Genomic DNA, 15143 nt, shown 5'->3' on the forward strand with positions numbered 1-15143 from the left:
ATAGTGATCTAGGTAACGGCTTGGGCCACAGCCAGATAGCTCCTAGCCGTCTCTTGCCAGTCGTACTTTCGAACCCGCCGCGACCCCGCTTCCCGCAGCGCCGCGCGGAGCGGGGTCGCGGAGAGGACCCTGTCGATGGCCTCCGCAAGGGCCGCTGGATCGTCGGGCGCGACGAGGATGGCGCAATCTCCCATCACTCTCGACCATCGTCTGCCACTCCTCGACATCGAACCCGTGCGGGATCACGCGGACCTTTGACGGATCGGCCCGGTAGGCGCGGACGATTCCCTCGGCGGCATACCGGCTCGGCGTGATCAGCGCTGCGGCCGAGCGGACATTCCTCCTCTCCGCTTCGGCCTGGCGAAGGAGAAGCCCGCGGTACGGCTCGGGCTCGGTCCCCGCCAGATCCGCGAAGACGGCCTGCGGACAGACCACTTTCGGAGGGCCCGCCGGAGGCGGCGGCAACTCGAAACCGTCGAGATCCAGGGCGAAGAGAACATCCAGACCGCGGAGACGTGGGTCGAGCGCCAAGTCGCGATTCCAGGCGATGCGCCCTTCGACGAAAGCGGCATAATCCGCCGGATCCAGGTCCGCGTCGATCCGGGTCACGCCGGCGCCCTCCCGCGAGAGGGCCCGCTCCAGATCGAGCAGGAAGCGGGCGGTCCCGCTCCCGCGCGCCAGGTCCCATGGCCATGAACTGAGCAGTCCGATTCTCATCTCGGAATCCTCATCTGGTCGCTCTCTTGTCGGCCTTGACCCATTCGCCGCCACCTCCGATGATGGTCAGCTAGATCCGATCGCCGATGTTGCGGCAACGGTGCTCGACGAACCGCATGATACCAGCATTCGAATCCGGAGCAGGAGGAGCACAGGAGTGACTCGCACATTCATGGCCGGTCCGCCCTTGGCGATCCTGATCGCGGCCGCGCTTCTCATCCCGGGATGCGGAGACGACGGCAAGAAGACGACGCAGCCGGACGACAACAACAACCAGACGCCGACCTACACGGCCGACATCCAGCCGATCCTCCAGTCCGGTTGCTCCTGTCACTACCCCGGCGGCCAGATGTACGGCGGCGCGCCTCTCGACACCTACCAGAGGGCCTTCAATCTCCGCTCGAGGGTGAAGGCGCGCGCGGGCGTCGAGCGGACAATGCCGCCTGCCGGTCCTCTTCCTCAGACGCAGCAGAACACGATCATCGCGTGGGTGGACGCGGGGGCGCCGGAGTAGCCCAGCGGAACTTGCCCAGTAGCGAATCGAGGCCGAGGGCGGCAAGGTAGACGATCCCCCCGGACCAGATGATATCGGAGAGGAAGTGGGCTCCGACGGCGATCCGCTGGAGTCCGAGAAGACCGCCCGCGAAGAGGGAGCCGCCGAGCGCAACGCGCGCTCCGGCGCGCGCGCCTGAGCGTCGGTTCCTGCGAAGCGCCAGGTAGACGCTCGTGAAGTAGAAGCCCATCGACGCGTGCCCGCTCGGGAAGGCTCTCCCTTCCCCGTCCAGATCGATCCGGCCCACGGGATGAAACGCCTCCGCTCCTCCGAACTCGACGATGTCGCGCGGGCGGGGACGTCCCGTCTCCTCCTTGAGGATGGCGTTGACCAGGAGTCCGGGGCCCACGAGGAGAGTCAGGACCAAGAGCAGGCAGTCCCGACGATGAACGCGAAGCCGCGCAAGGAAGATCGACAGGATCGCGAGGAGAGCGGCGCCGATGGCAGTCGCGTTGGCTGGCCAGACGCCGTACCGATAGACCGCATCCCACAGCGCTTGCCCCTTTCCGCACCACGACGGATCGCTCGTCTCGTCGTGAAACAGGCTCGATACGCGCAGATCCAGGTCGAAAGCGAGAACCGCCGCCGAGAGGAGAAGGAGGCCTGCGCACACTGCGAAGAACTCGATCAGTCGGGGATGCGCTCTCAGGCCAAGGCCTGCGGTCATGGGCCGATCCTCTCCCCTCGGGGCTCGTCGGGCCGGAGCGCGCGAGCGGCGGCGCATGCGAACGCCAGGCCGGCCGCGTCCCCGGAGGTCGGTGTCGACGACGCGCAAAGGCCGCTCCCGGGCGTTTTCCCGGGAGCGGCCCTCTGACGCGCCGCCATCAGATCCTCTCCGTCAGGACCTTCCGCCGCAGCTTCACGATCGCCTCGGTCGGGTTGAGCGCCTTCGGACAGGCCTCCACGCAGTTGAAGATCGTGTGGCACCTCCACAGGCCGTGCTTGCTGTCGAGCGCCTGCAGCCTGTCGCCGAACCCCTCGTCCCTGGTGTCGAAGACGTACCGGTAGGCCTTGAGCAGGGCGGCCGGGCCCAGGAACTGCGAGCTGCTCCAGTAAACGGGGCACGACGACGTGCAGGCGCCGCAGAGGATGCACTCCCAGGTCCCGTCGATGAGCTTCCGATCCTCGGGGCTCTGCTTCCTCTCCTTGTCGGTCGGAGCCTGCTTCGAACAGATGAGATAGGGTTTGACCGTCTCGTAGCGCGCGAAGAAGTCGGTCTGGTCCACGACCAGATCGCGCAGTACCGGGAAGGAACGGAGCGGTTCCACCGTGACGACCTTCCCCTTGCAGGCGGAGACCTGCAGCTCGCATGCGAGCGTGTTCTTCCCGTCGATCGTCATCGCGCAGGAGCCGCAGATCCCGTGCCGGCACGATCTGCGGAAAGCGAGCGAGCCGTCGTGGCGCCACTTGATCTCGTTGAGGGCGTCCAGGACCGTCCACGCCTCCTGCACCTCGATCTCGTATTCCTTGAGCGCGCCCTTGGCGGGATCGCTCGGGTCCGTCCGCCAGATCCGGAAGGTCCTTTTCATCCCGGCCTCCTAGTACTTCCGCTCTTGAGGCTGAAAGCGGGTGATCGTGACCGGCCGATAGGCCAGCCGCACGCTTCCGTTCTCCTCCAGCCAGCTGAAAGTGTGCTTGAGCCAGTCCTTGTCGTCGCGCCACGGATGATCGGTGCGCCAGTGCGCTCCGCGGCATTCCTTTCGCGCGATCGCTCCCGTCACGATGGTGAGGCTGAAGTCGAGCATGTGGCCGAGCTCGATGGCCTCGATCAGCTCCGTGTTGACGCGAAGGCTCCTGTCCGACACGCGGACCTTGCCGTAACGCTCGCGGAGGCTCTTCACCTCGGCGAGCTGCTTCTCCAGATCGGCGGCGTTCCTGTAGATGCCGCAGCGGGCCGTCATGCCGACCTGCAGCGCTTGCCGTATCTCGGCGTCCGACTCCCCGCCCCCTCCGGAGAAGAGATGCTCGATCTCGGCGCGCGAGGCCGCATCCGGGCCTTCGGGGAGGGGCGGCGGCTCGCTCCGCTGCGCGCGCAGCCAGTCGACCATCGCGATCCCGCCGAGGCGCCCATAGACCGCGCACTCCAGGGTCGAGTTGGTCCCCAGTCGATTCGCGCCGTGGACTGAAACGCAGGCGCACTCGCCGGAGGCGAAGAGGCCGGGAACGGGCGTCTTCTTCTCGTCGGCATAGACCGCGGTGTCCAGCCCGGTCGGGATTCCGCCCATCGAGTAGTGGGCCGTCGGCTGGATCGGTATCGGGTCCTTCACGCAATCGACGCCACAGAACTTGAGCGCCAGCTCATGAATCTGCGGAAGGACCTCGTGGATCTTGGCCGCGCCCAGGTGGCGCAGATCGCAGAACAGATACGGCCTTCCACCGATCCCGCGCCCCTCATCGATCTCGGTCTGCTCCGCGCGAGAGACTACATCTCGGGGCGCCAGCTCCATCTTGGCTTTCGCGTAGCGCTCCATGAAGCGCTCGCCCTTGTCGTTCACGAGATAGCCGCCCTCGCCGCGTGCAGCCTCGGAAATCAGGATCCCATGCGGGTAGAGCCCCGTAGGATGGAACTGGACGAACTCCATGTCCTCGAGCGGCAAGCCCGCGCGCAGGATGTGCGAGAGGCCGTCGCCCGTGTTCGCGTGCGCGTTCGTAGTGATCTGCCAGGCGCGGGCGTAGCCGCCGGTAGCCAGCATCGTTGCCCGCGAATGGAAGATATGGAGCCCGCCATTGGTCAGGTCCCACGCGACGACACCGAGACACGCGCCGTCTCTCACGATGAGCTGGGTCACGTAGAACTCGGTGTAGAAGCGCACGCCGCGCTTGACGCACTGCTCATAGAGCGTGTGGAGCTGCGCGTGACCGGTGCGGTCGGCCGCGTAGCAGGAGCGCGCGATGTCCCCCTTCCCGAAGTCCGCGTAGTGCCCGCCGAAGGGACGCTGCGCGATCTTCCCGTCCGGGGTCCTCGAGAACGGGACTCCCAGATGCTCCATCTCATACATGACGGGGACCGCCTCGCGGACCAGGACTTCCTGCGCGTCCTGGTCGCCGAGATAGTCGCTGCCGCGAACCGTGTCGAAGAGGTGCCACTCCCAGTTGTCCTCCTGCATGTTCCCCAGCGACGCGGCGCACCCTCCCTGGGCGGCGCCCGAGTGGGAGCGGGTCGGGAAAACCTTGGAGAGGACCGCGGTGTCGAAGTGCTCGCTCGCCTTCAAGGCGGCGTAGAGTCCGGCGATGCCGGCGCCCACAACCACCACGTCGTGCCGGTGGCGCTCGCTCGGGGCGATCATCGGACCCCCGCAGGCGCGCGGAACGGAAGGATCGTGACCGTTCCCAGCACCGCAAGGCCCACTCCCAGAATCAGGGCGAGGCTGTAGAGCGCGACCCGCGCCCAGGGCTTGTGGACCGACTCCTGAAGAACCACCCAGACTCCGCGCAAACCATGGAAGAGGACAACGATGAGGAAGGTGATGTCGATCAACTTCCACCACGGGCTCGCGAGACGGGCCGCCACGCTCGCGTACTCGACCTCCATCGCACCCCGCGCGGGATTGCCGAAGGCGTAGTGCGTGACCAGCAAGTGCGTGATCACGACCGGAAGCAATAGGATCCCGGTGAGCCTCTGGAGGAACCACCCCATCAGCCCGCCGGAGCCGACACCTCGATCCCTCGTCATCGGATCACCTCCCCGATCGAATGGCCGCCGCCATGAAAAGCCGAGAGCAGAATCGGATAGGCGCCGAAGATGAAGAGCGCGACCCCGATCGCCATCACCCACCAGAAGAGCTTCTTCTGGTAGAGCGCCCCCCGTCCCCACTCGACGATCAGGATCCGGATGCCGTTCATCGCATGATAGAGGATGATCCCGAGCAGTCCGATCTCGCCGAGCTTGAAGAGGGGTTGCTGGACGAATCCCATCACCTTGTCGAAGCCCTCAGGCCCCTGCGTGAGGTGATGGATCACCCATATGTGGATCGCGAGGTACGCGGTGATCGCGATCCCCGTGACCCGGTTCAAGATCCAGGCCACGTATCCGAGATGCCAACGGTAGCGCATCGTCCCTCCCGCTTGTCCCCGCGCCGACGCCGCGTCAACACGAGCAGCGCATAGATCATGCCCTTGCCGCGGGGTCTCTTCAACTCCGTATTCGCTCGGGAAACTAATCGTGAAGATGAACGCAAGCTGCGTTGTGGCCATACGCGCTTGGCTGTATGCGGGAAGCGAGCAGGCGCGCCGCGAGGAAGGTGGACCCCGACGGTTCCCTCCGCCCCGCTAGGTTCGCGTTCGCGGCGCGGGGCTTCGGGAACCGGTCGGGGCCCCCGGACGCTCCAGTGGAGCGCTGCTGGCCCGCGCAGCTCGCGCCCTGTCCCTCAGCGAGCGAAAGCGGGCCACAGCGCGACAAAGAGCGCCGCGGCCCGCTACGGGCCGACTTCCACGATCCAGATGTCAGTACTCCCCATGCGATCGGAGGCGAAGACGATGCGGGCGCCGTCGGGGGACCAGGAGGGCGAGAAATCGAGCCCGGGACGGATGGTTGCGCGGGTCGCGGCGCCTCCGGCGGACGGGACGATCCAGATGTCGCCGGCGATCACGGCGCCCAGATCGTCTCGCGTGTGCTTGTGGTAGGCGATCCGGCTTCCGTCGGGGGACCAGCAGGGATCTCCCTCGAACTCGCTCGTGTCGGTGAGCTGCACCGCCGAGCCTCCGCCGGCCGGGACCACCCAGATGTCGGAATTCCCGCTCTTCCACGAGCAGTAGGCGATCCTGCTTCCATCGGGAGACCATGCCGGGGCGAAATCGTAGATGGAATCGTCCGTGATCTGGGTGTAGGTGTGCGTCGCGAGAACCAGTACCCAGATGTCCATGTGCCCGCCGCGGTCGGAGCAGAAGACGATCCTCGATCCGTCGGGCGACCAGTCGGGATACGAATCGGCGGCGAGATCGTCGGTGAGCTTCATCGGATCGCCGCCCGGGATGACGGACCACAGATTCCAGACCAATCCGGGGCCAGGGTTCGCCGCCGCGAAGGCGATGCGCAGGCCGTCGGGCGACCAATCGGGGGTCATGAGACCGGGCAGGCTGGCGATCAGGTCCGCGGGGCCGCCACCCGCCGGGATCACGACCAGGTTGTCGGCGGTGTCGCCGAGGTGGTTTTCCACGAAGGCGATCGAGTGGCCGTCGGGCGACCAGTCGGGAGTCGTGTTGAACTCCTTGCCCTGGGTGAGCCGCACAAGGCCCCGTTCGGGGAGGGTCTCCGAGATCACGTTCGAGAGCGGCGACCAGTTCCGCGCTTCGTCGGCGGCCTTCATCGCGAAATAGTAGGTCGTCACGGAAGAGAGACCACTGACTGTCAATGTCTCCGCGGCGCCCGCCGCCTTGGGCGCCGGCATCGGTGAGACTCTGGCCGCGGAGTCCCAGGCCTGGTCCGTGATCGCGACGTTCGAACGGCGCATGTCGTACTGCGATGCAGTACCGGCGCTCCCATCGTCGCCCGGAGCGGTCCAGATGAATGTGACCGAAGAGTCGGTGAATGCGTCCACGGTGAGCCGGGGCGCGGCCGGAGGGATCATGTCCTCCCTGGGGGAATCGGGGGCCGTGGAGAGCTTCGTATTCTCGGCCTTCTCACATGAGAACAGAGTCAGACCGAGAGCGATGACGAGCAGAGACAGAGCGCCCAAGGAGGAATGGAAGAACGCAGTCCGGGGAAGACAATGGTCTGCCATGGCGAGCCCCCCCACCCCTGTCCTCCAATGAGAGTATGCGCCTGACGCATGGCCGGTCAACGCCCCGATACCGTCGCCGCAGGTTCGACGATCTCCGTCGCGCCCTTGACGATCTCCCTCGGATCCACGATCCTCTTGAGTTCGATGGTGCAAGATCCACGATCTGGTGGCGCGCCGCCCGGACAGGCCGCGCGTCACAAGGAGGACTGAATGCCGCTCTTACCGATGCGAGTGCTTCTTGATCACGCCGCCGAGCATGGATACGGGGTGGGCGCCTTCAACGTCAACAACATGGAGCAGATCCAGGCCATCATGGCCGCCGCGCAGAAGACGGAGTCGCCAGTCATCATCCAGGCGTCGCGCGGGGCGCGCTCCTACTCCCAGGACAACTACCTGCGGCATCTGATGCTCGCGGCCGCCGAACTCTATCCGGCGATTCCGGTCGCGATGCATCAGGACCACGGCACGAGCCCTGAGGTCTGCTTCTCGGCGATCGAGCAGGGATTCACGAGCTGCATGATGGACGGCTCGCTTCTCGAGGACGGCAAGTCGCCGGCCCCCTACTCCTACAATGTGGAGACCACGCGCAAGGTGGTGGAGTATGCCCACAGGCGGGGCGTGACGGTGGAGGGAGAACTCGGAACGCTGGGCGGGATCGAGGACGGACACGGCGCGGGGCTCACCGGGGACGAGGCGCTCGCTCATCTCACCGACCCGGCGCAGGCGGAGCAGTTCGTCGCGGAGACAGGCGTGGACGCGCTCGCGGTCGCCATCGGAACGAGCCACGGCGCCTACAAGTTCAAGCAGCGCCCGACCGGCGAGGTCCTGAAGATCGGCATCATCAAGGAGATCCATCGCAGGCTCCCGAACTGCCACATGGTGATGCACGGCTCATCGAGCGTGCCGAAGGAGCTGATCGACATCATCAATCGATACGGCGGACAGATCCCCGAAACCTATGGAGTTCCCGTGGAGGAGATCCAGGAGGGGATCCGAAACGGCGTCCGCAAGATCAACGTAGACACCGACAATCGCCTGGCGATCACCGGCGCGATCCGCAAGGTCTTCGCGGAGAAGCCGGCCGAGTTCGACCCGCGCTCCTATCTGAAGCCGGCGAGGGAGGCGATGCAGAGAGTCTGCGAGGAGCGAATGATCGCCTTCGGCCAGGCGGGACACGCGGGCGGGATCAAGGTCGTCTCCCTCGATGATATGGCGCGCCGCTACGTGACGATGGGGCGCTAGAACCTCCTCAACAGAACCGTCCCGGGTGCGGGGATTTCCCGCCAGTCGGCGCGGGCGAGGCCGGCGATTCCATCGACGGGCTCGGAAGACACCACGCGCAGGCCGGCCCCCGAGCCTTCCCACAGGGCGTGGTAGCGGCGGACCCCCTTGGTCGGATGCCGCATCGCCACGGCCAGGATCGAGCCGGCGTCCATGAGAAGGCTGTGCATCGAGGTGTAGTCCCGAACCGGCTCCAGCGACCGCAGGACCGATGACTCCAGATCGCGCGGATCGAGCTGGCTCAGGATGTGATGAAACAGGACCTCCGAGTCGGTTCCCCCCTCCGGCGCGAGGCCGGGGGCGGCTCGCAGGGGGCCGAGGTCATCGACGACGCCGTTGTGGCAGAAGGCCCAGTCCCGACCGGCATGGGTCGCGCGGAAAGGATGCGTGTTCGCGAGCCGCACGCTCCCCTTCTTGGACGCCCGCCTGGCGTGCAGGAGCATGAGGTCGGTCTCGATCGCGTCGAGATCGTGGACGGAAGGGTCCGCGAGACACGATAAGGGGCTCCTGCGAACGCGGATCTCTCCTCTCTCCGTCCACGCGGCGCCCCACCCGTCCTCATGGCGATGCTCGGCGCCAAGGCGTCTCTTCTCGTGCGTGTGGGCCGGATTGTCGTTGGCGGCCATCCTGATGAGGGCCTCGCGAAGGGCGCGGGGCTCGAACTCGCCGGCGGCCGCGATCATCCTGCACATGCTTGCTTCCTTCCACGCGGTATCTTGTCCGTCTCACGGACTCGTCGAGTGTCGCAGATGCGCGCACGGCGGTCCAGTCTGGCCCCGGCAAGACCTGACGGCAAGACTTGATCCTCCCCAACCCCATCGCCTGTGGTATCCTCGCTCCGTTTGGGGCGATTCCAACAAGGAGGTGCACCCTGCACACCGACATCAAGAAGCTGTTCCGGGAGGTGGCTCCCGCTGTCGACTTCTGCTCGCTGCGCGTGCTCCGGGAGGCGAGCGAGCAACTCATGGTCCGCCACGAGATCCCGCAGCCGGTCGTCTTCCGCGAGGACATCGGGGGGATGGTGACGGTCATCGACCGCGGAGGCCTCGGTTATGCCGCGACAAGCGATCTATCCAGGGAGGGACTGCGGCGGGCGGTCGAGGATGCGACCGAGTGGGCCAAGCGCAGCGCCGGGCGCGCGGTCACGAACTTCACGGCCATCGAGCAGCCTCACCCCACGGGCCACTACGAGACGCCGGTCCGCGCGCCGTGGCAATCGATGCCGATGGCGCAGAAGATGGACATCCTGCGGCAGGAGTGCAAGCGCCTGCGGACGGAAGAGAAGATCGTCGATAGTGTCGCATCCTTCTGGTACACGGAGGCCGAGAGCCGGTTCATCGCCGCCGACGGCAGCGAGGCGACGCAGAGGCTCTTCCACCTGATCCCCGTTCTGAGCGCCACCGCCAACAAGGGGACCGAGACGCAGACGCGCACGCTCGGCGGGCGCGGATACTGCCAGCAGGGCGGCCTTGAGGTTCTCGAGACGGTCCGCTTCCGCGAGCTGGCGCCGCAGATCGCGACCGAGGCTCTGGCCCTGCTCGATGCGCCCAACTGCCCGTCGGGCAAGCTCGATCTCCTTCTCGATCCCGATCAGATGATCCTGCAGATCCACGAGTCGATCGGGCATCCGCTCGAGCTGGACCGGATCCTGGGAGACGAGCGCAACTACGCGGGGACGAGCTTCGTCACGCCCGAGATGATCGGCACCTATCAGTACGGGTCGAAGCTACTGAACATCACGTTCGATCCCTCGCGCAGGGAGCAGTTCGCGACCTACGGATTCGACGACGAGGGGCAGCCGGCGAAGCGCGAGTTCATCATCAAGGACGGGATCCTCGTGCGCGCCCTCGGCGGGACGACCTCGCGCGGCCGCTCCGGGATTCCCGGCGTGGCGAACGCGCGCGCATCGGGCTGGAACCGCCCGCCGATCGACCGGATGGCGAATCTCAACCTGGAGCCGGGCGACTCGACGCTCGAGCAGATGATCGCCGCCGTGGAGGACGGCGTCTACATGAAGGCGAACCGCTCCTGGTCGATCGACGACTCGCGCAACAAGTTCCAGTTCGGCTGCGAGTGGGCCAGGCGGATCGAGAAGGGGAAACTCACGACCCTCCTCAAGAACCCGAACTACCGCGGGATCTCGGCGACCTTCTGGCGAAACCTCAAACTGGTCGCCAACGCCTCCACCCTGCAGATCATGGGGACCCCCTATTGCGGCAAGGGGGAGCCGAATCAGATGGTCCGCGTGGGGCATGCCGCGCCTGCCTGCCTCTTCGCTGGCGTTGACGTCTTCGGAGGAGAATGACGATGCAACAGGCGTTCTATGAGCTTGCCGATCACTTGACGTCCCTGATGCGCGGGGGCGAGGTCTACACCTGCTACTTCTCGGGCGAGGTCTCCGATTTCGTCCGCTTCAACAAGAGCGCGATCCGGCAGCCGGGCCGCGTGACCCAGCGCCACCTGTTCATCGATCTGATCTCGGGATCGCGGCATGCCTCCGGCACGATCGGATTGTCCGGCGACCCGGCCGCAGACAAGGGCAGGGTCGCCGACCTCGCGCAGAAGCTGCGCGACGCGATTCCGCATCTTCCCGAGGATCCGCACCTGCTCTATTCGACCGAGGTCCGCTCGGGCGAGCGGATCCAGGAGAGCACGCTCCCCTCCCCCGCGGAGGCCACGGACGCGATCCTCGCGGCCGGGCGGGGGCGCGACCTGGTGGGGATCTATGCGGCCGGCGGGATCTTCGCAGGCTTCGCAAACTCCTTCGGTCAGCGGAACTGGTACGCGAATCACAGCTTCAACTTCGACTGGAGCTTCTATCACGCGGGCGACAAGGCGGTGAAGTGCTCCTACGCGGGCTTCGCCTGGGACCAGAAGGCCTTCGAGACCAAGGTCGCCGAGGCGGCGCGGCAGCTCGAGGTTCTCGCGCTGCCCCCCAAGGTGATCCAGCCGGGGAAGTACCGCGTCTATCTGACCCCCAACGCCCTCTACGAGCTCCTCGGGACGCTCTGCTGGAGCGGGTTCGGGCTCAAGGACAACAAGACCCGGCAGAGCTGCTTCCTCAAGATGATCGACGGCGAAGCGCGTCTTCACGAATCGGTCACGATCCTCGAGAACACGGCCAAGGGAGTCGCTCCCGACTTCCAGGCGCAGGGGTTCATCAAGCCCCCGCATGTGGCGCTGATCGAGAAGGGACGCTACGCCAATTCGCTGGCCTCGCCCCGCTCGGCCAAGGAGTACGGGGTCCCGACGAATGGGGCCTCCGACATCGAGATGCCCGAGTCGCTCGACATGCAGCCCGGGACGATCCCCGCGGCGGAGGCGCTCTCGCGTCTCGGCACGGGCGTCTACGTCAGCAATCTCTGGTACCTGAACTACTCCGACCGGCCGGCGTGCAGGATCACAGGGATGACCCGCTTCGCGACCCTCTGGGTCGAGAACGGCAAGATCGCCGCGCCGTTATCGGTCATGCGCTTCGACGAGACCACCTACCGGATGCTGGGCGAGAAGCTGGTCGGCCTCACCGATCGGACCGAGATGATCCTCGACGCGTACACGTACGAGTCGCGGTCGGTGGGAAGCGGCAGGGTCCCCGGCGCGCTGATCGAGGACTTCACGTTCACGCTCTGACCCGCGGGATGGATTCGCGGTGAGAATCTGCTCGCTCGCAAGCGGGAGCTCCGGAAACGCGACCTACATCGCTTCCGAGAGGACTTCGATCCTCGTGGACTGCGGGACCTCCGCCCGCGAGGTCGAGGCGCGGCTCGCCTCGATCGAGGTCGATCCTGCGGAGATCGACGCGATTCTGATCACTCACGCCCACACCGATCACTACCGATGCGCCGGGACGTTGAACGCCCGCTATGGGATCCCCGTCCACGTCGATCCATCGACCGCGAGGGCGATCCGGTCGCGCGACCGCTGGACATCCTGGAAGCGACTCCGCGAGACGATGCCGATCCCCGACCATGTCGGAGACATCGAGGTCCGCGCGCTCGACACGTCCCACGGCTTCCCGGCGCGCGACGGAAGGACCGTCGCCTATCTCTTCAAGAACCGGGGGAGAAGGGTCGGCGTGGTGACCGACCTCGGCAAGCCGACCCGCGGGCTGGTCGCGGCGCTGAAAGGAGTGGACGCGATCGTCCTCGAGGCGAACTACGACGAGGAGGTCCTTCGCGACAAGCTCTCCGATCCGGGCTTCGCGGGCGACTGGCGCTACCTCGAGTGGGTGGCGAGCGAGATGGGGCACTTGTCGAACAGCCAGTGCGCGCAGATCCTGAGCGAGATTCTCGATGATGGCTCCGCGCATGTCTTCATCGGCCACGTCAGCGAAAACCACCACGACCCCCGCCAGGACAACAACGAGTCGGAGCACGCGATGCGGGTCATCCGCGGCCTGCTCGCGCGCGACGGGCTTCCCGCCCCTCACCTTCATCGCACCTACAGGATCGGGAGGGACGCGAGCAAGGCGAGCCGGGTGATTGTGGTGTGACCAAGCCTCGCGGGCAAGCGGTCCTGGACGCCCCTGACGATAGGTTTCAACCTCCTGGCGGGCAACCTCAGAAGGTTCGCGCGAGTTGAGGCTTGAGTGCGCCTGGTTCTCATGTATATTAAGTCTCCAACCGTCCTGCGCAGGAGTGCCGTAGTGCCTGAAGCAGGAACGATGTATCCGACGACACGAAGATGAACCACTCCGAAATCGTCAGCTTCCTCTGGGGTGTCGCGGACTTGATCCGCGACACCTTCAAGCGCGGCAAGTACCAGGACGTGATCCTCCCGCTGACCGTCCTGCGCCGCCTCGACTGCGTCCTGGCTCCGACCAAGGAAAGGGTCCTCGCCAAGCAGGCCGAGCTTCGCAGCAAGAAGCTCGAGAACCTCGACCCGCAGCTCCGCAAGGTCGCGGGCTTCGCCTTCTACAACACCTCACGCTACGACTTAGAGAAGCTCCTCGCGGACGCGCCCCATCTGGCCGCCAATCTGCGCAACTACATCGCGGGCTTCAGCCCCAACATGCGGGAGGTTCTGGAGAAGTTCGACTTCGACAACACGATCAGCAAGCTCGACGAGGGCGGCCTCCTGTTCCAGGTGCTCGAGCGGTTCAAGAACGTGGACTTGCACCCGGACAGGATCGACAACCCCACGATGGGAATGATCTTCGAGGAGCTGATCCGGAAGTTCAACGAGGCGCTGAACGAGAATCCCGGCGAGCACTTCACGCCGCGCGACGTCGTCCACCTGATGGTCGATCTCATGCTGGCCGGGGACGAGTCGGAGATCCGCGCCAAGAAGGCGATCCGCACGGTCTACGATCCCTGCTGCGGGTCGGGCGGTATGCTCATGATCACCAAGGAGCACATCACCATCGGCCTGCGCAAGAATGGCGAGGCGCTCCGCCCCGCGATCAATCCGGACGCCGAGATCCATCTCTTCGGGCAGGAAGTGAATCCCGAGACCTGGGCGGTCTCGAAGTCCGATCTCTTCATGAAGGACCCGACGGGGCGCGACGCCGACAACATCGCATACGGCAGCACCCTGTCCCATGACCGTCACGCCGGCAAGAGCTTCGACTACCTGATCGCCAATCCACCCTACGGGAAGGACTGGAAGCGCGACGAGGATGCGGTGACCGCCGAGCACGAGCGAGGCGCGGCAGGCCGCTTCGGCCCGGGACTCCCCCGCATCAGCGATGGACAGCTTCTCTTCCTGTTGCACATGCTCGCCCACGCGAAGGATCCCAAGGAAGGCGGCTCGCGCATTGCGATCATCATGAACGGCTCGCCACTCTTCACGGGCGACGCGGGAAGCGGCGAAAGCGAGATTCGACGCTTCATACTGGAGAACGATCTGTTGGAGGCGCTGATCGCCCTGCCCGAGCAGCTCTTCTACAACACCGGGATCGCCACCTACGTGTGGGTCGTCACCAATCGCAAGAGGACGGAGCGCGCGGGGAAGGTCCAGCTCATCGACGCCACTTCGTTCTGGATCCCGATGCGCAAGAGCCTGGGCGACAAGCGCCGCGAGATTCCGGCGGACCGGGCGCAGGACATCCTCAGGATCCTCGCCGACTTCCGGGATGGCGATACGCGCCGCGTCACGAAGGATGGGAAGGACGAAGAGGTCGTCATGAGCCGCGTCTTCCCCACCACCCACTTCGGCTTTCGAAAGATCACGGTCGAGCGGCCACTGCGGCTCAACTTCCAGGCGAGCACCGAGCGGATCGCCCGCCTCGATGAAGAGCGGGGATTCCAGGCGCTCGCTCAGTCGAAGAAGAAGGGGGCCGCGGGCGCCAAGGAGCAGGCCGAGGGGCGAGCGCTGCAGGAGGCGGTTCGCTCGCTGCTACGAGGCCTCCCGAACGCGGTGTTCAAGGATCGCGACGAGTTCGAGCGCGCGCTCGACAGCGCCGCGCGGAAAACCGGGGTGAAGCTGCAGGCGCCGGCCCGCAAGGCGATCTTCTCCGCCCTCTCGGAACGCGACGAGGGCGCCGCGATCTGTCGCGGCAAGGACGGCAATGCCGAGCCCGATCCCGAGCTGCGCGACACCGAGAGCGTGCCGCTGCCGGCCGGTGACGATCCCGCGGATGCCGAGGGTGTCACTGCCAGCGTCCGCGCCTTCTTCGGCCGCGAGGTCAAGCCGCACGTGCCGGACGCCTGGATCGACGCGAGCAGGCGCGATCCCAAGGATGGCCGCGTCGGCCTGATCGGCTACGAGATCAACTTCAACCGCTACTTCTATCGCTACACGCCACCCCGCCCCCTTGAGGAGATCGAGGCCGATATTCGGGCCATCGAGGGGGACATCATCCGGATGCTGGGGGAGGTGACGGGATCTGGTGGAACCCTCCAGTAAGTGTCGGCACTTGCGCGGGACTGCCG

At 66.0% G+C, this 15143-nt stretch carries 14 protein-coding genes; 6 read left to right on the forward strand and 8 right to left on the reverse strand.

Features of this window, described 5'->3' with window-relative positions:
- Nucleotides 1-42: 42 nt before the first annotated feature.
- Nucleotides 43-717: a glycosyltransferase family 4 protein gene (locus tag FJY88_06855; GenBank protein MBM3287055.1), complete on the reverse strand. Its 675-nt coding sequence runs from the start codon at nucleotides 715-717 to the stop codon at nucleotides 43-45.
- 157 nt (nucleotides 718-874) lie between these two features.
- Between FJY88_06855 and FJY88_06860 the strand changes: the two genes are divergently transcribed.
- Nucleotides 875-1231: a hypothetical protein gene (locus tag FJY88_06860; GenBank protein ID MBM3287056.1), complete on the forward strand. Its 357-nt coding sequence runs from the start codon at nucleotides 875-877 to the stop codon at nucleotides 1229-1231.
- Here FJY88_06860 and FJY88_06865 read toward each other — a convergent pair.
- From FJY88_06865 to FJY88_06890, 6 genes are all read right to left on the reverse strand, one after another.
- Nucleotides 1197-2045, reverse strand: a complete 849-nt coding sequence (locus FJY88_06865; protein ID MBM3287057.1) for a phosphatase PAP2 family protein — start codon at nucleotides 2043-2045, stop codon at nucleotides 1197-1199. The two genes, FJY88_06860 and FJY88_06865, sit on opposite strands and share 35 nt — an antisense overlap.
- Before the next feature lie 49 nt (nucleotides 2046-2094).
- Nucleotides 2095-2799, reverse strand: a complete 705-nt coding sequence (locus FJY88_06870; GenBank protein MBM3287058.1) for a succinate dehydrogenase iron-sulfur subunit — start codon at nucleotides 2797-2799, stop codon at nucleotides 2095-2097.
- Between the two features lie 9 nt (nucleotides 2800-2808).
- On the reverse strand, nucleotides 2809-4557 hold the full coding sequence (gene sdhA / locus FJY88_06875; GenBank protein MBM3287059.1) for a succinate dehydrogenase flavoprotein subunit: 1749 nt from the start codon (nucleotides 4555-4557) through the stop codon (nucleotides 2809-2811).
- Nucleotides 4554-4943, reverse strand: coding sequence for a hypothetical protein (locus FJY88_06880; protein MBM3287060.1), 390 nt, complete (start codon nucleotides 4941-4943; stop codon nucleotides 4554-4556). The genes sdhA and FJY88_06880 overlap by 4 nt, the downstream gene beginning before the upstream one ends.
- Nucleotides 4940-5464 carry a succinate dehydrogenase, cytochrome b556 subunit gene (sdhC, locus tag FJY88_06885; GenBank protein MBM3287061.1) on the reverse strand — a complete coding sequence of 175 codons (525 nt, stop codon included), beginning with the start codon at nucleotides 5462-5464 and terminating at the stop codon, nucleotides 4940-4942. Before sdhC ends, FJY88_06880 begins: the two co-directional genes overlap by 4 nt.
- A 221-nt stretch (nucleotides 5465-5685) precedes the next feature.
- On the reverse strand, nucleotides 5686-6990 hold the full coding sequence (locus FJY88_06890) for a hypothetical protein (protein MBM3287062.1): 1305 nt from the start codon (nucleotides 6988-6990) through the stop codon (nucleotides 5686-5688).
- A 210-nt stretch (nucleotides 6991-7200) separates the two neighbouring features.
- Between FJY88_06890 and FJY88_06895 the strand changes: the two genes are divergently transcribed.
- Nucleotides 7201-8232, forward strand: coding sequence for a fructose-bisphosphate aldolase class II (locus FJY88_06895; protein ID MBM3287063.1), 1032 nt, complete (start codon nucleotides 7201-7203; stop codon nucleotides 8230-8232).
- Here FJY88_06895 and FJY88_06900 read toward each other — a convergent pair.
- Nucleotides 8229-8963 (reverse strand): hypothetical protein, encoded by a 735-nt coding sequence (locus tag FJY88_06900; GenBank protein MBM3287064.1) that lies wholly within the window; start codon nucleotides 8961-8963, stop codon nucleotides 8229-8231. The genes FJY88_06895 and FJY88_06900 overlap by 4 nt on opposite strands.
- Nucleotides 8964-9142: 179 nt before the next feature.
- Here FJY88_06900 and FJY88_06905 point away from each other — a divergent pair, with 179 nt between their 5' ends.
- The 4 genes from FJY88_06905 (at nucleotide 9143) to FJY88_06920 (ending at nucleotide 15117) form a co-directional block, all read left to right on the forward strand.
- Nucleotides 9143-10576, forward strand: coding sequence for a TldD/PmbA family protein (locus FJY88_06905; GenBank protein ID MBM3287065.1), 1434 nt, complete (start codon nucleotides 9143-9145; stop codon nucleotides 10574-10576).
- Between the two features lie 2 nt (nucleotides 10577-10578).
- On the forward strand, nucleotides 10579-11901 hold the full coding sequence (locus FJY88_06910) for a TldE/PmbA family protein (GenBank protein MBM3287066.1): 1323 nt from the start codon (nucleotides 10579-10581) through the stop codon (nucleotides 11899-11901).
- Between the two features lie 19 nt (nucleotides 11902-11920).
- Nucleotides 11921-12763 (forward strand): MBL fold metallo-hydrolase, encoded by an 843-nt coding sequence (locus FJY88_06915; GenBank protein ID MBM3287067.1) that lies wholly within the window; start codon nucleotides 11921-11923, stop codon nucleotides 12761-12763.
- 191 nt (nucleotides 12764-12954) lie between these two features.
- The gene (locus FJY88_06920) at nucleotides 12955-15117 is read left to right on the forward strand and encodes an SAM-dependent DNA methyltransferase (protein ID MBM3287068.1); all 2163 of its coding nucleotides are present in this window, start codon (nucleotides 12955-12957) and stop codon (nucleotides 15115-15117) included.
- Nucleotides 15118-15143: the final 26 nt, after the last annotated feature.

The sequence above is a fragment of the Candidatus Eisenbacteria bacterium genome (genome assembly GCA_016867495.1).
Lineage (GTDB): Bacteria > Eisenbacteria > RBG-16-71-46 > CAIMUX01 > VGJL01 > VGJL01.